General features: G+C 54.3%; 17 protein-coding genes. 15 read left to right on the plus strand and 2 right to left on the minus strand.

Translation table 11 applies throughout. The annotated features are described in order from the left end of the window. Positions 1 to 4 precede the first annotated feature (4 nt). The 3 genes from GZH47_RS29390 (at position 5) to GZH47_RS29400 (ending at position 3,589) form a co-directional block, all read left to right on the plus strand. Positions 5 to 1,720 (plus strand): DUF5060 domain-containing protein, encoded by a 1,716-nt coding sequence (locus tag GZH47_RS29390; protein WP_162644615.1) that lies wholly within the window; start codon positions 5 to 7, stop codon positions 1,718 to 1,720. Between the two features lie 26 nt (positions 1,721 to 1,746). Beyond that, positions 1,747 to 2,778 carry a glycosyl hydrolase gene (locus GZH47_RS29395; RefSeq protein ID WP_162644617.1) on the plus strand — a complete coding sequence of 344 codons (1,032 nt, stop codon included), beginning with the start codon at positions 1,747 to 1,749 and terminating at the stop codon, positions 2,776 to 2,778. Positions 2,779 to 3,007: 229 nt separating this feature from the next. Further along, entirely contained in the window at positions 3,008 to 3,589 is a 582-nt protein-coding gene (locus GZH47_RS29400) for a hypothetical protein (RefSeq protein ID WP_162644620.1), read from the plus strand. A gap of 84 nt (positions 3,590 to 3,673) precedes the next feature. Here the strand turns inward: GZH47_RS29400 and lexA are convergent, their stop codons facing one another. Continuing rightward, positions 3,674 to 4,294, minus strand: coding sequence for a transcriptional repressor LexA (gene lexA, locus GZH47_RS29405; protein WP_162644622.1), 621 nt, complete (start codon positions 4,292 to 4,294; stop codon positions 3,674 to 3,676). Between the two features lie 322 nt (positions 4,295 to 4,616). Here lexA and GZH47_RS29410 point away from each other — a divergent pair, with 322 nt between their 5' ends. The 5 genes from GZH47_RS29410 to GZH47_RS29430 all read left to right on the plus strand — a co-directional run bounded on the left by GZH47_RS29410 (position 4,617) and on the right by GZH47_RS29430 (position 7,733). Then, entirely contained in the window at positions 4,617 to 4,862 is a 246-nt protein-coding gene (locus GZH47_RS29410) for a LysM peptidoglycan-binding domain-containing protein (protein ID WP_162644624.1), read from the plus strand. A 185-nt stretch (positions 4,863 to 5,047) separates the two neighbouring features. Further along, entirely contained in the window at positions 5,048 to 5,254 is a 207-nt protein-coding gene (locus GZH47_RS29415) for a DUF896 domain-containing protein (RefSeq protein ID WP_162644626.1), read from the plus strand. Between the two features lie 103 nt (positions 5,255 to 5,357). After that, on the plus strand, positions 5,358 to 6,344 hold the full coding sequence (locus GZH47_RS29420; protein ID WP_162644628.1) for an aldo/keto reductase: 987 nt from the start codon (positions 5,358 to 5,360) through the stop codon (positions 6,342 to 6,344). 60 nt (positions 6,345 to 6,404) lie between these two features. After that, positions 6,405 to 6,923, plus strand: coding sequence for a hypothetical protein (locus GZH47_RS29425; protein ID WP_162644630.1), 519 nt, complete (start codon positions 6,405 to 6,407; stop codon positions 6,921 to 6,923). Between the two features lie 24 nt (positions 6,924 to 6,947). Then, positions 6,948 to 7,733: an HAD family hydrolase gene (locus tag GZH47_RS29430; protein WP_162644632.1), complete on the plus strand. Its 786-nt coding sequence runs from the start codon at positions 6,948 to 6,950 to the stop codon at positions 7,731 to 7,733. A gap of 334 nt (positions 7,734 to 8,067) precedes the next feature. Here the strand turns inward: GZH47_RS29430 and GZH47_RS29435 are convergent, their stop codons facing one another. After that, positions 8,068 to 8,607: a 1,2-dihydroxy-3-keto-5-methylthiopentene dioxygenase gene (locus tag GZH47_RS29435; protein ID WP_162645510.1), complete on the minus strand. Its 540-nt coding sequence runs from the start codon at positions 8,605 to 8,607 to the stop codon at positions 8,068 to 8,070. 227 nt (positions 8,608 to 8,834) lie between these two features. On the opposite strand from GZH47_RS29435, the gene metH reads away from it, so the two are divergent. From metH to GZH47_RS29470, 7 genes are all read left to right on the plus strand, one after another. After that, the gene (gene metH, locus GZH47_RS29440; protein WP_162644634.1) at positions 8,835 to 12,272 is read left to right on the plus strand and encodes a methionine synthase; all 3,438 of its coding nucleotides are present in this window, start codon (positions 8,835 to 8,837) and stop codon (positions 12,270 to 12,272) included. A 108-nt stretch (positions 12,273 to 12,380) separates the two neighbouring features. Next, positions 12,381 to 13,310, plus strand: a complete 930-nt coding sequence (gene rnz, locus GZH47_RS29445; protein WP_225446601.1) for a ribonuclease Z — start codon at positions 12,381 to 12,383, stop codon at positions 13,308 to 13,310. Positions 13,311 to 13,395: 85 nt separating this feature from the next. Further along, a complete protein-coding gene (locus GZH47_RS29450; RefSeq protein ID WP_162644638.1) occupies positions 13,396 to 14,370 on the plus strand; it encodes a metal-dependent hydrolase in 975 nt (324 codons plus the stop codon). A 715-nt stretch (positions 14,371 to 15,085) separates the two neighbouring features. Next, complete coding sequence (locus tag GZH47_RS29455) at positions 15,086 to 17,335, plus strand: DEAD/DEAH box helicase (RefSeq protein WP_162644640.1); 2,250 nt, start codon at positions 15,086 to 15,088, stop codon at positions 17,333 to 17,335. A gap of 90 nt (positions 17,336 to 17,425) precedes the next feature. Next, a complete protein-coding gene (locus GZH47_RS29460; protein WP_225446268.1) occupies positions 17,426 to 19,024 on the plus strand; it encodes a ribonuclease H-like domain-containing protein in 1,599 nt (532 codons plus the stop codon). Positions 19,025 to 19,029: 5 nt separating this feature from the next. Beyond that, positions 19,030 to 19,839, plus strand: coding sequence for a TIGR01457 family HAD-type hydrolase (locus GZH47_RS29465; RefSeq protein ID WP_162644642.1), 810 nt, complete (start codon positions 19,030 to 19,032; stop codon positions 19,837 to 19,839). Between the two features lie 134 nt (positions 19,840 to 19,973). After that, entirely contained in the window at positions 19,974 to 20,816 is an 843-nt protein-coding gene (locus tag GZH47_RS29470) for an Fpg/Nei family DNA glycosylase (protein WP_162644644.1), read from the plus strand.

Raw genomic sequence — 20,816 nt, forward strand, 5'->3', positions numbered from 1 at the left:
ACGGTTGAATAAACGGACGCTTGTCCTCCTATCGGCCGGCGGGATCCTAACAGTTACAGCGGCGCTTCTCCTATTCATGCCGTTAATAAACGGCGAGAACAAGTCTCCCCCGTCTGAGCCCCAAGCTCAGGCAGGGGAGACTTTAACTAAAGAGGGAAAAGCAGTTCTGATTCGCGATGTGAAAGCGAATACAACTGACGTCGGCTTATATGAGAAGTTTGAGCTTGCCTTGCATTTGGATGGTGATTTCGATAATCCTTACGATCCGGACCAGATCGACTTGTCGATGGCGTTAACGTCGCCTTCGGGCAAGAAGTGGAATATTAACGGCTTCTATGACGAGACCGAAGCGAATTGGAAGCTCCGCTTTGCACCGGATGAGATAGGCAAGTGGACCTATCGGTTCCGCGCAACGGGCCATGGAGGTGCCGACAAGAGCAGCGAGATCGAAGGCGAATTCCAAGCGGCCGCTTCCGACCGTCCGGGCTGGATTCAGCTGTCGCAATCGAACAAACGGTACTTGGAGTATCGGAACGGCTCTAGTTTCTATGGCGTTGGGCTTGCGTATCCGTGGAACATCACGGACGAGAATCTGGATAAGATCGCGGCTAGCGGCGGCAACCTGATTACCTATTGGAACGGTAATTACGACAACGAGGGCAATGGCGGCGGGAAAAATCAACTGCAATCCTTCGAGGCCGGCGTCGACAAAATCGATCCGTTGAAAGCGCAGCGCGTGGATGATTTGCTCGCAGCGTTCGAGCGGCGGGGGCTGCATATGAGCTTTGTAATCTGGCCGCATGATTCCTTGACCGATCAGTTGGAAGGGTGGCCGAACACCTGGTCGCAGAACGGGTATTCGGCGCTTGGACCGGCGAAGGATTTCTATTCCAGCCAAGAGATGTGGAAGTATCAGGAACGGCTCTATCGATACGTCATCGCGCGTTGGGGGTACAGTCAGGCGCTCGGCATCTGGGATTTGGTGGACGAAATCAACGGCACGGACGGCTGGACGCAGAACCCGACCGAGGTTACGGATGCCTGGGTAGCGAAGGTACACGCCTACTTCAAGGCGAATGACCCGTACGGTCATCCGACGATGGGCTCCATGGCCGGCAATCGCCAGGATTATTGGGACTTCGCTTACCGGACGCTCGATCTGGCCGATCGGGAAAATTACTATAATTTCAGCTATGACTCGTTTGCCAAGGATATTCGTAAACGGTGGGACAGCTACGAGAAGCCGCTTATGATCGGCGAAACCGGCAATATCGTCGATACGGAGAAATATCACCAGGCGATATGGGTATCGCTGACGAACGGACTGGCTTCGATACCGGTCTGGTGGGATTTCGATCACGTCAGCGATGAAATGTTTGCGCAGATGAAAGTTCTAGCCGCGTTCGCCGCAAAGATTGATTTCCATGAACCGCGGATCCCCGTGAATACCGAAGTGGATGCAGCTTCAAAGGGGCAAACATGGGTCATGCAAGGCAAGAAGCTGTCTTTCGGCTGGCTGCTTACCGAGAAAGGCGAAGCAGGCGGCAAGAATGTGAACCTGATGAATTGGGAAGATGGCTCATATACGGTCGTATGGTACGACCCTTGGACCGGTACGGCCATTGGCGAGAACGCCGTGAAAGCGAAGGACGGATCGCTTGTCATGAAAGCGCCTGCGTCGATACAGAAAGATATTGCGTTTACGATTACGCGGAAATAACGTTAGTCGCGAGGAGAGGGAACCGGATGGCATATGATTGGGGACACCGTTTTCGAGTTGAACCGAAATTGATCGATCCGCAAGCGGATGATTGCGCGAAGAGGCTTATGGCTTACTTGTGCGATACTTACGGCAAGCGCATGTTGACAGGACAGCAGATCGGCGTCAATTCGACTCCGGAGATGGAAGTGATTCTTCGCGAGACGGGTACTTATCCGGCTGTCGGAGGATTCGATTTCATGAACGATTCGCCGTCCCGCACGGAACGGGGAGCCGTCGGAACCGATACTGCGCTTGCCTTGAAATGGTGGGAGGCAGGAGGGATCGTCACCTTCTGCTGGCATTGGAATGCGCCGAAGGATCTGGTCGATCTGCCGCCGGACAATGGCTGGCACCGCGGGTTCTACACATCGGCGACGACCTTCGATCTCGCTAAAGCGATGGCCGATCCTTCGTCAGAGGATTATGCGCTGCTGCTGCGCGATATCGATGTTATCTCCGGGCTGCTCTCGCAGCTGCGAGATGCCGGCGTACCCGTGTTATGGAGACCGCTTCATGAAGCATCGGGCAGCTGGTTCTGGTGGGGTGCCAAAGGAGCCGAACCATGCATTCAATTATGGAAGCTGATGCACGACCGAATGACTCGGCTGCATGGACTGCATAACCTCATCTGGGTGTGGAATGGACAAGCCAAGGACTGGTACCCGGGCGATGAATTCGTGGACATTATTGGGGAAGATATTTATTCGCCCGAACAGAACTATCAATCGAATGTCGAACGTTTCCGGCAGGCATTAAGCTATACGGAAGCAGCCAAAATCATCGCATTATCCGAGAACGGGCCGCTTGCCGATCCGGATCGGATGATTGCCGACGGCGCGCTCTGGTCGTGGAATTGTACGTGGTATGGACAATTTCTGCACAAGCAGGAAGACGGTCAGATCGTCGTTTCCGATCAATATACCGAACGGGAAATGTTGAACAACGTGTATCGTCATCCTTTCACCGTTACGCGCGACGAACTTCCCGATCTTAGAACGTATCCACTGCCTGAATAATACAGGTGGATGATGCTGCATAGTTAAATGAGATCTGCTAGTTTATAAGATTGCGGCGGTTTGTGAACGTTTAAGACGTTGCTGCAGAAGGCATCCGATTGGATCGGATGCCTTTTTGCGTTGAAAGGGAACGGGTCGATAGATGCTTGAGCGGCGGGCATATTCTCACTCGTAAGACATCTGCCGCATATGATGCCACATTAGGCTTAATGAAGAGGGTGAGACGAGTATGGGCGGTAAAAGCAATGCGAGGAGCGGAACGATTCGTATTCCCGGTTACATTCTCTCCCGGGTCGCTTCCATGATGATCCCCTTGTACAGCAAGATCGCTCGGAATCAGAGCTTTGCCTTGAGATGGTCGAAAGCAGTGAGGCAGGGAGATCTGGATACGCTGATCGCCATGTTCAAATCGGTTGCGCCGATGGCGAAGTACGACAGCTTCTCTGTGAACGGCATCGGTTATTTCATTGACTTTGCGTTCCCCGAACCGATTCAGCAATATTCGAACGGTACGACGATACCGCCGGGCACGACGCAGTTCACGTTCTCGACGCCTATTAATCGGGCTATATCGAGAGCCGTTCTTCCGTTCTACCGTAAGCTCGCGCGTTCGACAGCATATGCATCCGCGCTGGCCGAAGCGATCAACGCCAATCATGTTTCTCGCGTTCGCTGCCTTATTCGACAACAGGTGACAACGAAGGCATTGAAAACCATAGAGGTCCGTTTCTCGGGGGTGGAGCTGAACTTTAAATATACGAGCAGCACGTTCGCTTATCGTAATTTATTGTTCCGGGAAATCGTAGGTTAACGGACAAGAAGCGAACTAGCGAGAACGAGAAAGGGCAGCTACCGCGCTTGGAAAAGCCGGTGACTGCCCTTATTGATGCCGCATTTAGTGGATATCGCGAAAGAGTCCAATAACTTTGCCGAGAATACTGACATTGCGCAGACGGATCGGTTCCATCGTGGAGTTCTCCGGCTGCAGACGAATATGATCCTTCTCTTTATAGAAGGTCTTGACTGTCGCTTCGTCGTCTTCCGTCATGGCTACGACGATATCGCCGTTGGAGGCGTTCTGCTGCTGGCGGACGATTACGTAGTCGCCGTCGTGAATGCCGGCTTCGATCATGCTCTCGCCGATTACGTTAAGGATGAATACGGTATCGTCGCCGACTTTGTCAGCCGGAAGCGGGAAGTATTCTTCGATATTCTCCGTTGCGGTAATCGGTACGCCGGCGGTAACTTTACCGACGACAGGCACTTTGGCAATCGCGAGCGGGAACGGAAGTTCGTTGTCTTCGCCGTCCAAAATCTCGATTGCGCGCGGCTTCGTCGGGTCGCGGCGAATCAGGCCCTTCTTCTCCAAACGGTCCAGGTGACCGTGAACGGTAGAACTGGAAGCCAGTCCGACCGCTTCGCCGATCTCGCGAACAGAAGGCGGATAGCCTTTATCCCGAACTTCCGCCTTGATGAATTCTAGTATCGCCTGCTGGCGGTTTGAAAGTTTCGACACCGGAATCACTCCAAAGGTTCATTTGTGTAAAATTATAGCACAGAACCGGAGTTCGTACAAACATAAGTTCGAGAAACACAAGTTCGTATTTTCGTGCGAACAAACGTTCTAAAAGTTGTTGACTGCAAACGGATGTTCGTGTTATTCTGAGTTCACGATAACAGAACAAACGTTTGGGGTGCTGATCATGATGCAAACAATATCTTCATACTCAACTGCTTATAAAGAAAATTCTACTAAAGGACGTCAAGTCCGCGGTTCACGGAAAGACCGTGCTGTCGAACGCATACTCGTCCGGTTAGCAGGTGCTTCATTATTCTTTGTGTTGTTGTTCGTCGGTCTGTCCTTATTAACGGGACATGCCGACGGAGAACGTCCTGCCGAACCGAGCGCGGAAGAACAAGTCATCGTCGTCAATTCCGGCGATACGTTATGGGGAATTGCAAGCACGGTTCGTAAAGACGGCGAGGATATCCGCCGCACCGTATTCGACTTGCAGAAGCGGAACAATTTAAGCTCCAGCGAGCTGGAAGCCGGACAGACGCTTATCGTTCCTGCCGGCAGTTAATTGGCTTGGCATGCAATAGAGTCTTGAGACCGAACGGATGTCCGTTTCGGTCTCTTTCTATTTTGTCGGCAATCACTGCGCCGTTGCGCTTAGTAAGGGGGCTTTCGCCTTGACAATGGACGTTTAAAAATGTCAAAGTAAAGAATGTGATGTTGGCCAAAATGATGAGAGGAGCTATTCATAGAATGGAGAAAATCATCGCTCGAATTAACGAGCTTTCAAGAAAAAACAAGTCCGTCGGCTTAACGCCGGAGGAAGTGGCGGAGCGCGACGAGCTTCGTCGTATTTATCTGGACAATTTCAAGAGCAATTTCCGCAACCAGCTGGATACGATCAAGTGGGCGGAAGACGAAGAAGGCAATGACGGCGGCGGGGGTTCGATCAAGCATTAATCGATCAGCATGATCGTTTAACGGACGTGATATGCACCGGTACTTCGTACGATTGGACAGCAAGCGGTGCGCAACGTTACCTAATAATAGGAGGGGAACGCAAATGCAATATCGGCTATTGGGCCGGAGCGGGCTAGCGGTTTCGGAACTATGCTTGGGTACGATGACCTTCGGCAATACGACGAGCGAAGCGGATTCCATTACGATGATGCACGATTTTCTGGACCGGGGCGGTAATTTCCTCGATACGGCCAATGTGTACGTGCAAGGCCGTTCGGAAGAAATCGTGGGGAAAGCAATCAAGAATCGTCGTTCGGAAGTCGTGCTTGCCACGAAAGTCCGGATGATGACGGGAGAACGTCCGAACAGCGGCGGCCTTTCGCGCAAACATATCATGGATGCGGTCGAAGCGAGCCTGAAACGGCTGGATACCGATTATATCGATCTCTATCAGGTGCATGTTTGGGACCAGGCAACGCCGATTGACGAGACGCTTCGTGCGTTGGATGATCTGATCTCGGCAGGCAAGGTGCGCTATATCGGCTGCTCGAACTTCTTCGCCTGGCAGTTGATGAAGTCTCTGGCCGTCAGCGACCGCGACCGGTTTGCCAGGTTTATTTCCATTCAGCCGCAGTACAGTCTTGTCAGCAGAGAAATGGACCGTGAAATGCTGTCGCTCTGCCTGGAGGAGAACATCGGCATTATTCCTTGGGCTCCGCTCGGCGGCGGGTTCCTGACCGGACGCTACACCCATGAAGAGCCGACCAGCGGCCGTTTGACGTCGAAGCAAGGAGAAAGCTCCTGGGCGCTTCGTTCCTCGGACAAAAACTTTGCCATCCTTGAAGCTGTACAAGCCGCAGCGTCTGAACTGGACAAAACGCCGTCCCAAGTGGCGCTTGCCTGGCTGCTGCAGCGCAAAGGCATTACGTCGCCAATCTTCGGCGCAAGCACGCTGGCGCAATACGAGGACAACATTGGCGCAATCGGCTGGACGATGCCGGAATCGATCTGGAACAGGCTGGATGAAGCCAGCGCGCTTCCTAGCGAATACCCGAACCGTTTCATTACCAAATTCGCCCGGCCTCTATAAAGCTCCTATATGTAATAGATGTGAATTGAATCGTTTGTAGATCGTTGAGGGGGATCATTCGTGTCAAGATCGTGGCAGCGTAAAGTACAGAAAAACCAGACTCAAATTAACAAACAGCGTAAGAAACACGGGCAAGCCCCGCTGATGTCGGCGAAATCGGAAAAGGCATCGATGGACACCTTTAAAGGCCGCAGTTATCTCATGCCGGCGTTCTTATTGTTGTTCATTCTCTTCTATGTGATCGTTACGACGACATCCGACTCGTTCAAACCGGACGACACGATGTTCTGGGTTACGATCGGGTTGTACGTCGTGCTGGCAGGCACGTTTACGCTTCGCAGGCCATATCTGTCGGTTGGCCGGGATTTCGTTCGTTCCCGCCGTTTCGCCGGTGACCGCGACGTGAACATTAGCAACGTCAAAGGAATTACCGCACAGAAGGGCTACGTCATTATCGAGCAGCATAAAGGCGGTAATTGGGTGTTCTCGCGCGTCATGAACCGTTATCCGACCGAACAAATCGCAGTGCGGCTTAAAGCATTTGCCGAACAGCACGGAATTCCGTATACCGAAAAATAAAGAGAGTGGAGTGCACTGGAAACGATGGCTAAACAAGCAGTTTTATTCGATTTGGATGATACTTTATTGTGGGATGACCGCAGTGTTCAAGAAGCGTTCGACGCGACTTGCGAAGCAGCCGCCGCGGCAACGGGCGTAGAAGCGAAGGCGTTGGAGGATGCCGTCCGCCGCGAGGCGCGCGCCTTATACGAATCGTACGAAACGTTCCCATTCACGAAAATGATCGGCATCAACCCGTTCGAAGGGTTGTGGGCGAACTTCCTTGAAGGGGAACAAGAAGAATTCCGCAAGCTGCAGCAGCTCGCGCCAGGTTATCGGAAAGACGCTTGGACGCGCGGACTTCTCGCGCTCGGCGTCGACGATCCTGCGCTTGGCGCGCAGCTAGCGGAGCAATTCCCGGCAGAACGCCGCAAACGTCCGTACGTATACGAAGAAACGTTTGCCGTGCTGGATAAGCTGAAAGGAAGCTACAAGCTGCTGCTGTTGACGAATGGTTCTCCGGATCTGCAGCGCGAGAAGCTGGCAGGCGTGCCGGCGATCGTGCCATACTTCGACCATATCGTCATTTCCGGCGAGTTCGGCAAAGGAAAGCCGGCCGCGGAGATTTTCCATCATGCCCTCGAACGTCTCGGCATCGAACCGGAACACGGAATCATGGTCGGAGACAAGCTGACGACCGACATTCTCGGCGCGAACACGATCGGCATGACGTCGGTGTGGATCAACCGTCACGGCATGCAGCGCAACGATGAAATCATTCCTACCCATGAAATCAAGCATTTGGAAGAATTGCTGCCGCTGCTTGTTTAAGTTAGGCAGGCACGAAGCGCTGGCGGCTACTAGTATTAGCAGCCGACAATGGCACTTGAAGAAACCAAACAAAAAGGAGACCTATCCGAAGGCAGGTCTCCTTTTTGTTTGGTTTTTTGTTTAGGACCAAATAGCATAAGCGAGGAGTGACCGGAGGCTGGAATGAAGTCGGAGCAGCAGCTTATGCTTCCGACGTGGATTTTCTCCGAAAATCCTTAAGCGTTCGCCTTTGTAGTCTGATTTCAACCGATACTCACTTATATAATCAAAGAAATCAGAACTACAACAGCGAGTGGAGACTCGTTCCAGCCGCAGGTCACGACCTCCGCGCATGCTATTTCGCGAACGCCGGATCGTCAACGTTATGCGCGATCCATCCGTCTTTCTCGATAAACAGACGCACGGCGATGATTTCGCGATTGTCCATCAAGGTGAAGAAGTGGTTCTTGTTCTCCGGCACGGAGATGACGTCGCCGGCTTCCAGCTCTACATCGAAGTAACCCGTTTGCTCATCGCCCTTGATGATGAAGATGCCGCGTCCGGATATAATACCGCGGATTTCGTCTTCGGTGTGCGTATGGACTTGCTCGAATTTCTTGAGCAGTTCTTCGATGTTCGGCGTTGCGTCCGACAGCGAGATGACATCCCAGATTTGATAACCGCGGCGTGCGGCCAAATCGCGGATTTCCGCGTCGTAAGTCGCGAGGATCGTCGCTTTCTCTTCGTCGCTCAGCACGAATTTGTTATGAAGTTCGGCCGGGAGCTTAGCGGCATCCCAGTGCTCGTACAGCACTTCTTGCTTCTCTAGAAAAGCACGGACGTTTTCTTCGCCGCTGATGCGCTCGTTGGTGTCGCGTACGCGTATTTCTGCCAATTGAATCCCTACTTTCACCATGAAATCGTAATTCCGATCAGAATAATTATAAAACATTATGTTTGGTCTGTCGACAGACGCACAAAGCTTTCAGGCAGGGTGGAAATGCCTTTTCACAAGGGTCGAATTCTGGTAGAGTATAGGGAAATGATTTTAAGCTGCACGATGTGCCGGTCTTGAAGAAGATCGGATTTTTGAAACGGCAGCTTCGGAAGGGAAGTGCTTCAATGACGAGACCGACGATACAGGAAATGATGGCGAAGCGCATCCTCATCTTGGACGGCGCGATGGGTACGATGATCCAACAGCGCGACTTGGGTCCGGATGATTTTGGCGGCGAGGAGCTTGAGGGCTGCAACGAGATGCTCGTGCTGACCCGTCCTGACGTGATACAAGAGATCCACGAGGAATATTTGGCCGCAGGCGCGGATATTCTCGAGACCAATACATTCGGTGCGACAGGCGTCGTACTGGCGGAGTACGACATCCCTGAGAAAGCGCGCGAAATCAATTTGGCCGCTGCGAAGCTTGCACGCGCTGCCGCTGATAAATATTCGACGCCCGATCATCCGAGGTTCGTTGCCGGCGCGCTCGGTCCGACGACCAAAACGCTGTCCGTCACGGGCGGCGTCACGTTCGACCAGCTCGTCGACGATTATTACGAGCAGGCGCTGGCCTTAATCGAGGGCGGCGTTGACGCCATGCTGCTCGAGACATCGCAAGATACGCTAAACGTCAAAGCGGGCACGATCGGGATTCATAAGGCTTACGAAGAATCCGGCATCACGCTGCCGCTGATGATTTCCGGAACGATCGAGCCGATGGGCACGACGCTCGCGGGACAGAACATCGAATCCTTCTATATTTCCTTGGAGCATATGAACCCGATCTCGATCGGTCTGAACTGCGCCACGGGACCGGAATTCATGCGCGACCATATCCGAACGTTGTCGGGTCTTGCGAGAACGGCTGTCAGCGTGTATCCAAATGCCGGACTGCCGGACGAGAACGGCAACTATCATGAATCGCCTGCTTCGCTGGCAAAGAAAATCGCCGATTTCGCCGAGCATGGCTGGCTGAATATTGCAGGGGGCTGCTGCGGAACGACGCCGGCGCATATTAAGGCGCTTGCGGAAACGCTGGCAAATTACGAGCCGCGTAAGCAATTCGGCGATCATCCGCCGGCGGTTTCCGGAATCGAGACCGTTTTTATCGAAGAGGAGAACCGTCCGATCATGATCGGGGAGCGGACGAATATTTCCGGTTCGCGGAAATTCAAACGTCTGATCAAGGAAGAGAAGTTCGATGAAGCGTCCGAAATCGCCCGCGCCCAAGTGAAGGGCGGCGCGCATGTTATCGATATCAACCTTCAAGATACCGATATCGACGAGTCCTATGCGGTACACCGGTTCCTGCCGGAAGTCGTGAAGAAGATCAAAGTGCCGCTGATGCTGGATTCGACGTACGATCATATCATCGAGCTGGGCTTGAAATATTCGCAGGGCAAAGCAATCATCAACTCCATCAACCTGGAGGACGGCGAGTCGAAATTCGAGAAAATTTTGCCGCTGATCCATCGTTACGGGGCAGCTGTCGTATGTATTCTGATCGACGAGCGCGGTCAAGCGGTTTCGCGCGAAGCGAAGATGGAAGTAGCTACGCGATCGTACGAGCTGTTGACAGGAAAATACGGCATGCAGCCGGAAGATATTATTTTCGACCCGAACATGTTCCCGGTCGGCTCCGGCGACCCGCAGTACATCGGTTCCGCCGTGGAAACGATCGAAGGCATTAAGATGATCAAAGCCAAGTACCCGCGGGCGAAGACGATCCTTGGACTCAGCAACATCTCGTTCGGTTTGCCGGACGCGGGCCGCGAGGTGCTGAATTCGGTATACTTGTACCATACGACGAAAGCCGGCCTCGACTACGCGATCGTCAATACGGAGAAGCTGGAGCGTTACGCATCCATTCCGGAAGAAGAGCGCCGCTTGGCGGAAGAGCTTATCTACAATACGAACGACGAGACGCTTGCCGCGTTCGTCGCTGCTTTCCGCGAGAAGAAGGTCGTGAAGAAGGAGAAGATCTCAACCTTGACGCTGGAGGAGCGCCTGGCTTCTTACGTCGTGGAAGGAACGAAGGAAGGTCTGTATCCCGATCTCGATATCGCAATGGGCAAGTATTCGCCGCTCGAAATCATTAACGGACCGCTGATGCGCGGCATGGAAGAAGTCGGACGGCTGTTCAACAATAACGAGCTGATCGTCGCGGAGGTGCTGCAAAGCGCCGAAGTCATGAAGGCGTCGGTCACCTATTTGGAACCGCATATGGAGAAGACGGAAAGCGCGGTCAAAGGCAAGATCATGCTGGCAACGGTTAAGGGCGACGTGCATGACATCGGGAAAAACCTGGTGGAGATCATTTTGTCCAACAACGGTTACAAAATCATCAATCTGGGTATCAAGGTACCACCGGATCAAATCATTGAAGCGTACCGGAAGGAACCGGTCGATGCGATCGGACTGTCCGGCTTGCTCGTCAAATCAGCGCAGCAGATGGTCTTGACGGCGCAGGATTTACGCAATGCCGGCATCGATGCGCCGATCTTGGTCGGCGGCGCCGCGCTAACGAGGAAGTTCACGAAGACGCGGATCGGTCCGGAATACGACGGCCTTGTCTTGTATGCGAAGGACGCGATGGACGGACTGGATATCGCAAACAAGCTGATGGATCAGCATCATCGCCTTGCGTACGAGGAAGAAATGGCGGCGTACAAAGCTTCAGGCGGCTTGGAAGACGAAGTGAAGAAGCCGTTGCCTGAACTGACGCGCGCGGTGAAATCGAATATCTCGGTCGATGCGCCGGTCTATATTCCGCCTGACCTGGACCGTCACGTGCTCCGCAATGTGCCAGTCCCGCACATCGTGCCGTATGTCAACATGCAAATGCTGCTTGGGCACCATTTGGGACTTAAGGGAAATGTCGACACGCTGTTGAAAGAAGGCAACGATAAGGCAGTCAGCCTGAAGGCGACTGTCGACGGTTTGTTGGATGAAGCGGCGAAAGGCATGCTGCAAGCTCATGGGATGTATCAATTCTTCCCGGCACAGTCTTCGGGCAACGACATTATCATTTATGATCCGAAGCAGCCGGGAGTGGAAATCAAACGTTTCTCCTTCCCGCGCCAGCAAGTGGAGCCTTATCTCTGCTTGGCGGACTACTTGAAGTCCGTGGAAAGCGGCGTGATGGATTACGTCGGCTTCCTCGTCGTTACGGCGGGCGAAGGCGTGCGCGAGAAAGCGAGCGAGGCCAAAGACAACGGCGATTACCTGCGCATGCATGCGCTGCAATCCGTCGCGCTGGAAGTTGCCGAGGCGATGGCGGAACGCGTGCATCACTTGATGCGCGATTCATGGGGCTTCCCGGATCATCCGGATATGACGATGAAACAGCGCCATGGCGCCCGTTATCAAGGTATCCGCGTGTCGTTCGGTTATCCGGCATGTCCGAACCTGGAGGACCAAGGGCCGCTGTTCGAGCTCATGCATCCGGAAGATATCGGCGTGCAGCTGACGGAAGGATTCATGATGGAACCGGAAGCTTCGGTGTCCGCCATGGTCTTCGCACATCCGGAAGCGCAATATTTTAACGTCGAGAAAGTGTAAGCAAAAGCAGAAGTACCCTCCAAAGCATGGTATGAACCGTGCCCTTTGGAGGGTATTGTTATAAGTATTGCCGTCAGGCGAAGGAATGGAGGGAGCAGCTTGCAGCTAATGTTTCTTGGCACCAGCGCAGGAAGACCGACGCGATCCCGCAATGTCACATCGATTGCCTTGTCGCTGCCCGAGCCGCAATGCGGCTTCTGGTTGTTCGATGTAGGTGAAGGTACGCAGCATCGGATGCTCGGCAGCAAGCTCAAGCTGAACAAGCTGGAGCGGATTTTCATCACGCATTTGCATGGCGATCACATCTACGGATTACCGGGCTTGCTCAGCAGCCGGGGTTACTTTGAAGGCGCTGGGCCGCTGACAATATATGGACCGCAAGGTCTGCGAGCGTACTTGGATAGCATTTTCAATCTAACGGGCGTTCATTTGGGGTACGAGCTTCACGTCGTCGAAATCACCGAAGGCGAAATTATCGCCGACGACCGTTTCGTCGTGGAAGCCGCGGAGCTGCAGCATCGACTGCCCTCCTTCGGATTCCGCATTACGGAACGGCCGCTGAGCGGGCAGTTGAATTTGAAGCGGCTTGCCGAGCTTGGCGTCCCGGCCGGACCGTTATTCGGCAAGCTGAAGCGGGGGGAGGACGTTACCTTGGCATGCGGCACTACCGTCACGGCGTCCGACGTCGTGGGCAAACCGCATCCCGGCCGCGTCGTGACGATCCTCGGCGACACGCGCCCCTGCGAGAATGCGGTCAGGCTTGCCTGTAACGCCGACCTGCTTGTGCATGAAGCAACGTTCGCTGGAGGCCTCGAGGAGAAAGCGGCCGCGTACGGCCATTCCACCTTTACGCAGGCTGCCGAAATCGCCCGGGATGCGGGAGCGAAGCGGCTGGTGGTAACGCATTTCAGTTCGCGCTATGACGATGAAGAGGTCGCAGAGCTGGCGAACGGCGTAAAAGGGATTTTCGAGCAGATCGAGCCTGCCGTCGAAATGGCGGAAATCAACGTACCGAGGTTACCGCTTACAAATTCGTAACGATATCCGAATGCTCCCTTGACAGTCCGTTGTTACGATGATGGCGCAAACCAACAACGTTCAGAGGACGAAGGGATGATGATGCATGGACACCGGAAGTCATCTGTTGTTTGGCGTTACGTTAGCGGGAATGTCGCTGGCAGTTCCAGCAGTCGCAGCGCATTCTGAACTGCAGTACGCGATTCTCGCGGCCACGCTGCTGGGCAGCCACGCCCCGGATTTCGATTCCGTCATGCGGCTGCGCGGACCGTCTGCCTATATTCGCAATCACCGCGGATTGACGCATTCGCTGCCGGCGCCACTGGCTTGGGCTCCGCTTCTCGGCCTGCCGATCGCATGGCTGTTCGGCGCAGGAGCATGGAGCGGAATCGTCATACTCTGGACGCTGTTCGCGGTCTGTTTTCACATTGTCCTTGATTTATTCAATGCTTACGGCGTCCAATGCTTACGGCCGTTTACGCGCAAATGGCTGCATCTCGACGTATTATGCTTATTCGATCCTTACTTGTTCGCGGCGCACGGAGCGGCGGCACTGCTGTGGCTGTTCGGCTATTCGCAGGCGGTAGCCGTGTTCGAATTCGTGTATGCCATGACGGCGGCGTATCTCCTATGGCGGATTGTCGTTTACCGCAATGTGATGGCGCACATTAGTGCGCATTATAAGCTGGATCGAGCGCATATCACGATGCTGCCGACGTTCTTTGGCACCGCATGGCAGTTCGTCATCGACCTGGGAGACGAGTACATGACCGGGTATTTCAAGCACGGCAGAGTGAATGAAGTCACGCGCTTGTTGAAAGCGAAGCCGGAAAGCTTGGCAGAAGCCGCAAAAGCGACGATGATCGCCGAAGGCGTGCGCGCATTCCATCATTTCTCCGAACGGATCCACGTGAAAGTCCAGGAGGAAGTCGACGGATATCTCGTAACCTGGAGCGACGTTCGCTTCTGGCATCATCGCCGATTGCCTTTCACAGCAGCGGTCACGCTGGACCGGAATTTAAACGTACTCACCGACCAAATCGGCTGGAACAAAAAAACCTGGCAGCCGCCGTTCGTTTGATCGTGCATGAATGTTTGAAACGGCTCTAAGGAGTAATAAGACCCAAGGAAACCTGGCTGATGTAATCGGCCACTTCCAAGGGTCTTTTTGTTGCTCGAAACTAAAATTAGGCACCCAGTAAAGGAAGAACGCCACCTGAAAGTGTGTCCGCATCAGCGGACGAAAACGAGCCATCCACCAACGAAACTTCGAAGACGGCCCAGTAGAAGGCGCGCCAAATCCGGGTCCAGGGACGGAGTTCCTGGGGTCCCCCTTAGGCAAGGGGGATTTAGGGGGTTGTGAAACGCTTTAGGAGGTTGTGAAACGCTTTGAGGAGGTTGTGAAACGCTTTGAATGGTATCTTGGAAAGGTTGTGAAACAGGCACCCAGTAAAGGAAGAACGCCACCTGAAAGTGTGTCCGTGCCAACGGACGAAAACGAGCCGCGATCAATCGAAACTTCGAAGACGGCCCAGTAGAAGGCACGCCAAATCCGGGTCCAGGGACGGAGTCCCTGGGGTCCCCCTTAGGCAAGGGGGATTTAGGGGGTTGTGAAACGCTTTTAGGGGGTTGTGAAACGCTTTTAGGGGGTTGTGTAAAGCTTTTGAAGTTGCAATTTTTATAGGGTTAAATGTTTTAAAAGTACAGAATTATTTTCCACAAAAACGGTTTGCACCACTCTCTAGTCAAGCGAACAGATATTCGCTAAAATGATGCATATAAGAGGTGAGCCGTCTATGTTAAAAAAGAAACCGCTGCCGGAACTCATCGACGAGCTGCGCAGCAACGAAAACGTCATTCATTGGCATGAAATAGAGCCCCAGGAGGCAAACGCAAGACCCATTCCCGAAAGCGTGGATGTCCGAATCCGGGACGCGCTGACGAGACGCGGCATTACGGAATTGTATACGCACCAGCATTCCGCTTATCAGGCGGTGAGCAAAGGTGAGAATATCGTTGCCGTTACGCCGACGGCATCGGGCAAGACGATGTGCTACAACTTGCCGGTGCTGCAGGCCATTGCCGCAGACGATACGAGCCGGGCGCTTTATATTTTCCCGACCAAGGCGCTGGCTCAGGACCAGAAGAGCGAACTGAACGAGATCATTAATGAAATGGGCATCGATATCAAGAGCTACACCTACGACGGCGATACGTCCCCGACAATTCGTCAAGTCGTGCGCAAAGCCGGACATATCGTCATCACGAATCCGGATATGCTGCATTCGGCCATTCTGCCGCATCATACCAAATGGGTGAGCCTGTTCGAGAACTTGAAGTTTGTCGTCATCGACGAACTGCATACGTACCGCGGCGTGTTCGGCAGCCATGTCGCGAATGTCATTCGCCGCTTGAAACGGATTTGCCGTTTCTATGGAAGCAACCCGATCTTCATCTGCACCTCGGCCACGATCGCGAATCCGAAGGCGTTGGCGGAGCAGCTGACAGGAAATCCGATGCGGCTCATCGATGATAACGGCGCGCCCCGCGGGAGAAAGCATTTTGTCTTCTATAACCCGCCGATCGTCAACAAACCGCTCAATATCCGGAAAAGCGCTACCGTCGAGGTCAACCAGCTGGCGCGCGATTTTCTGAAAAATAAAATTCAAACGATCGTCTTTGCCCGCAGCAGAGTCAGGGTCGAGCTGATCTTAAGTCATTTGCAGGAACTCGTTCGCAATGAGTTAGGCGCGAAATCCATTCGCGGCTACCGTGGCGGATACTTGCCGCAGCAGCGGCGCGAGATCGAGAAGGGGCTGCGGGACGGCGGAATTCTTGGCGTCGTCAGCACGAACGCGCTCGAGCTCGGCGTGGATATCGGGCAGCTGCAAGTGTGCATCATGACCGGCTATCCCGGAAGCATCGCGAGTACGTGGCAGCAAGCGGGAAGGGCGGGCCGAAGGCATGGCGAAGCGTTGATCGTCATGGTCGCCAGTTCGACGCCGATCGACCAGTACATCGTTCAGAATCCGGACTATTTCTTTGAACGATCCCCGGAGTATGCGCGCATAAATCCCGAAAACTTGCTTATTCTTGTGGATCATTTGAAATGCGCGGCCTATGAATTGCCTTTCAAGGAAACCGAACAATTCGGACCGCTGGACGTAACGGATATCATGGAATATTTGGTGGAAGAGCGGGTGTTGAACCGGAACAAGGACACCTTTTATTGGGCAAATCTGGCTTTCCCCGCAAGCAATGTCAGCTTACGGTCCGCATCCCAAGAGAACGTGGTCATTATCGACCAGTCCGTTACGGGCGACGTGAAGATCATTGGCGAGATGGACCGGTTCAGCGCCATGACGCTGCTGCACGACGAAGCGATCTATTTGCACCAGGGCGTTCAATTCCAGGTGGAGAAGCTGGACTGGGATCATAAGAAAGCGTACGTTCGCGAGGTGGACGTCGAATACTACACGGATGCCAATCTGGCCGTCCATACGAAAGTGCTGGAGATTGACAAGACGAACAATCGGACGACAGGCACGATCAATTTCGGCGATGTAAGCGTGACGGCTATCCCGACCATATATAAGAAAATCCGGCTTTCGAGCGGGGAGAATATCGGGAGCGGACCGATCTTCCTTCCAGAACAAGAACTGCATACGAGCGCAGCCTGGATCGAGCTGAAGGACGTGGATCCGCAGCTAGGAGCCAAGACGCTGGAGCTGCTATTGATGGGCATCGCGAACGTCATGAATCATATCGTGCCCGTGCTGGTCATGTGCGACCGAAGCGACGTGCATGTGATTTCGCAAATCAAAGCAGACCATACCGGCCTGCCTACGATATTCATTTGCGACCATTACCCGGGCGGAATCGGGCTGGCGGACGATGTTTATAAACGATTCGACGAAGTGAAGGCGGCAGCCATGGAACTCATAAGAAAATGCCCGTGCGAAGACGGCTGTCCTTCCTGCATCAGCACGGAAATCGTAGGCATGAACGCGAAGATGAAAAGCTTGCTGTTATTGGAGGGGTTGTAGCATGCAAAGTTTCGTCCCTGTTTTCCATAGAGGCTGGCCGATTGGTATGCCGATGCCATTCGATTCCGCTAAGGAAGCGGGCGGGCTGTCATGAGCGGGCTTAGAGACAAGCTGCTGCGTCTTCGCAGCTCGCAAGCCGCGCAAGCGGAACGTCTTGCGGGCATGGTCGAGGTGCCTGCTCCGACAGGCGAGGAACGCGAAGGTACCTCGGTAACAATCAACGGCAATGATCAAGAGGCGATCGCATTCGCTCATTCGGAGCCTGATCATTCAGACCCGGTACATTCGATTGTTTCGGCCGAATCGACAGATGCATCCGATGGGTCCACAGAAGCCTTCAGTGACGGCGGGCTTGCTGCAACCGATGCATTCGCGACTTCTCCTTCCGATGAACTAACCGATGAGCTCTCGAAGGAATGGGGCGAAATGGGCGTCCGTCTGATTCGTTCGCCAGAGGGCGATTTCCTCGTGAGAGAGAGCCGCTATCCGTTGTCGCATCGCCATGGCGTTCATGGTCTGGAGGAGCTGCTCGAAGCGCTGCCAGCCTTGGCCGCCTTCGACGAGTTCGGCAATGTCCGCGGCAAAGGAGACAGACCCAGCCAGCGCAGCGGAATCGGCGACACAAAGATTGAAGCTACGGAGAACGAAGATACAGCAACCGAAGACGCAGCAACCGAAGTCGGCATTGGCGAAGACAACCGCATGAACCCGCTGTTCCTCGACCTGGAGACGACAGGACTCGGCGTCGGCGCGGGCAATTTGCCGTTCATGGTCGGACTGGCTTACATGCGGGAAGAGACATTCATCGTCGAACAGATGCTGATCCGTCATCCGGCGGAGGAACGCGCCATGATCGGCTATTTAAGCACGCTGCTGCCGAAGTTCACGCATCTCGTCACATACAACGGGAGAACGTTCGACTGGCCGGTGCTTTACAATCGGTTCATCCTGCACGGCTATCGTTCATTCGACTGGCAGCCGGTCCATATCGATTTGCTTCATCCTTCGCGTTCCGTATGGCGCAATACGCTTGTTTCCTGCAGGCTCAGCCATGTGGAAGAGGAACGGCTCGGCATTAAGCGCGACGACGACGTGCCGGGCTCGCTCGCGCCGGCGATTTATTTCCAGTACCTCGCCGACGGGAATCCGGAGCCGCTGCACGGCGTATTCAAGCATAATGAAATCGATATGCTGTCCTTGGCTGCGCTTGCGATCCGCTTCGGCCATTTTCTGGGGGGAGGCGTAGGATCGCGGATCCCCGTCCCCGAGGAAGCCGAAGAGATTTTACGCACGGGACTGTGGCTGGAACGGATGGGCAGACCGGAACTGGCAGAGCCCTTGTATGCTCGGTTTACGGCGCATCCGCGGCCGACCGCCAAATGCTTATGCCTGCTGGCTGAACGCGACAAGAAATGTGGAAATTGGCAACGGGCTGTGTTATTGTGGCAGAAGGCTGTTTTACTGACAGGCGAGACGTCGAGGCCGGACTATGAGGCGCATATCGAGCTTGCCATGTACTACGAGCATAAGACCAAAGAACTAGAGCAAGCGCTGCAGCTGGCAGAGCAGGCGTTAGAAATGGCTGCCAGAAGGCATGCCGGCCTGCGTTTGGACGGCAAGCGAAGAATTGAAATGGATGTTATACGCAAACGGATCGACCGGCTGCGTTTGAAACGATCGAAGGGGTGAGCGACATGGGGAAGGGCGACAATCACCTCCGCGGATTGCTGATTGATTTGGATGGAACGCTGTATCACGGGGGCAGGATGATTCCCGGAGCGGACGCGTTTATTCGCATGCTTCGCGAGGAAGAGATCCGTTATTTATTCGTAACGAACAATTCATCCGCTACGCCGGAAGCCGTCGCGGATCGGCTGAACGGGATGGGGATTCCGGCGGTTCCCGAGGATGTGTGCACGTCCGCGCAGGCAGCGGCTGCTTACATTGCGGAACAAATTCCCGGAGCGCGCGTTCATGCGGTCGGCGAAATCGGACTTACGACCGCGCTGCTGGCAGCGGGTCTGAAGCTTGACGATGAACGACCGGAGCTGGTCGTTCAAGGCATTGACCGGGAACTGACGTACGACAAGATCGCGGGCGCCGTGCGGCATATTCGCAACGGCGCGCAGTACATATTGACGAATCCCGATTTGCTGCTGCCATCGGACAACGGGCTGATCCCCGGAGCGGGTTCGATTTCTGCGGTAATCCGGGCGGCTTCCGGTGTGCAGCCGGTCGTCATCGGCAAGCCGTCCGCGATTCAAATGCGCTTTGCGTTGCAGCGGCTCGGACTGGAGCCGCAGGAGACATGGGTGATCGGCGACAATCCGGCCACCGATATCGCGGCAGGACATGCCGTAGATTGTCCGTCGGTGCTGGTTTTAACCGGGCTGGCAACGGGCGACAATTATAAAGAACTGCTTGCAGCGGCGGGATGCGAAGCCGACGAGGTTATCGCGGACTTGCGCGGCTTGCAGGAATGGCTGAGAAAGAAGCTGACCTAAGATGAAACGATCTGACGCCGTCATTTGGCGGCGCAGCGCGTTCATTCCGCAGCGATGCAAGCTAGAGGCAAGAGGAAACTTGCGTATTCTTGTATTTGAGCAAAGGCAGCGCCGATAGGAAGGAAGTTGCAGGCATGCCGGAATATCCGGAAATGGAACATTACCGCAGGCTGCTGGCGGAACGCATTGCCGGCCAGCCGATTACGAAAGTGCTCGTGACAAGGCCGAAATCCATCAACGTACCGGTAGAGACCTTCGAGCAAGAGCTCGTTGGACGCACCGTCTGGTTCGTGGAACGGCGGGGCAAGATGATTCTCTTCCATCTCGACAATGGAAAACGGCTGCTTCTGCATCTCATGCTGGGCGGCTTAATCCGTTATGAATCCCATACGCTGCTGACCCCGGAAGGGCTGCCGCACGAACGGCCGGACCGGACGGTCCAGGTGACGATCGGATTTCCCGCGGGCGATCTGTGCTTCATCGGCTTAAGGCTGGGTTATATCCATTTGCTGACCGTGAAGGAAACGAACGCGCAGCTTGCGGATCTCGGTCCGGAGCCGTTCGACGGCAGACTGACGCTGGAAGCTTTCAAAGCGCGTTTCAAGAGCAAACGAGGTTCCTTAAAGAATTCGTTGGTGGATCAGCATGTAATTGCCGGCATCGGCAACTGCTACGCCGACGAGATCGCCTTCGAAGCTGAAATTCGGCCGGACGTGCGGATTTCGGCAATCGATCCGGAAGCCTGGGAGCGCATATACAATGCCATGCACGCGGTGTTGAAGGACGCCGTCGCGCATGGCGGCTACATGGAACTGCCGCTGACGAACGACGATACATTGACCGGCGGGTACAATGAGCGCTGCCGCGTTTATGACCGCGGCGGGGAACCTTGCTTGCGCTGCGATGGCACGATCGTCCAGACAGAACTGAATTCGCGCAAATTATTTTATTGCCCGTCCTGCCAGAAGGAAGGGTAA

The organism is Paenibacillus rhizovicinus (assembly GCF_010365285.1).
Lineage (GTDB): Bacteria > Bacillota > Bacilli > Paenibacillales > Paenibacillaceae > Paenibacillus_Z > Paenibacillus_Z rhizovicinus.

Bases quoted from the DNA above. Each gene is read 5' to 3' on its own strand.
- GZH47_RS29460 (WP_225446268.1), top strand. From the start codon at position 17,426: ATGAGCGGGCTTAGAGACAAGCTGCTGCGTCTTCGCAGCTCGCAAGCC.
- GZH47_RS29400 (WP_162644620.1), top strand. From the start codon at position 3,008: ATGGGCGGTAAAAGCAATGCGAGGAGCGGAACGATTCGTATTCCCGGT.
- GZH47_RS29455 (WP_162644640.1), top strand. From the start codon at position 15,086: ATGTTAAAAAAGAAACCGCTGCCGGAACTCATCGACGAGCTGCGCAGC.
- rnz (WP_225446601.1), top strand. From the start codon at position 12,381: ATGTTTCTTGGCACCAGCGCAGGAAGACCGACGCGATCCCGCAATGTC.
- GZH47_RS29430 (WP_162644632.1), top strand. From the start codon at position 6,948: ATGGCTAAACAAGCAGTTTTATTCGATTTGGATGATACTTTATTGTGG.
- GZH47_RS29465 (WP_162644642.1), top strand. From the start codon at position 19,030: ATGGGGAAGGGCGACAATCACCTCCGCGGATTGCTGATTGATTTGGAT.
- GZH47_RS29395 (WP_162644617.1), top strand. From the start codon at position 1,747: ATGGCATATGATTGGGGACACCGTTTTCGAGTTGAACCGAAATTGATC.
- GZH47_RS29450 (WP_162644638.1), top strand. From the start codon at position 13,396: ATGGACACCGGAAGTCATCTGTTGTTTGGCGTTACGTTAGCGGGAATG.
- GZH47_RS29415 (WP_162644626.1), top strand. From the start codon at position 5,048: ATGGAGAAAATCATCGCTCGAATTAACGAGCTTTCAAGAAAAAACAAG.
- GZH47_RS29420 (WP_162644628.1), top strand. From the start codon at position 5,358: ATGCAATATCGGCTATTGGGCCGGAGCGGGCTAGCGGTTTCGGAACTA.
- GZH47_RS29470 (WP_162644644.1), top strand. From the start codon at position 19,974: ATGCCGGAATATCCGGAAATGGAACATTACCGCAGGCTGCTGGCGGAA.
- metH (WP_162644634.1), top strand. From the start codon at position 8,835: ATGACGAGACCGACGATACAGGAAATGATGGCGAAGCGCATCCTCATC.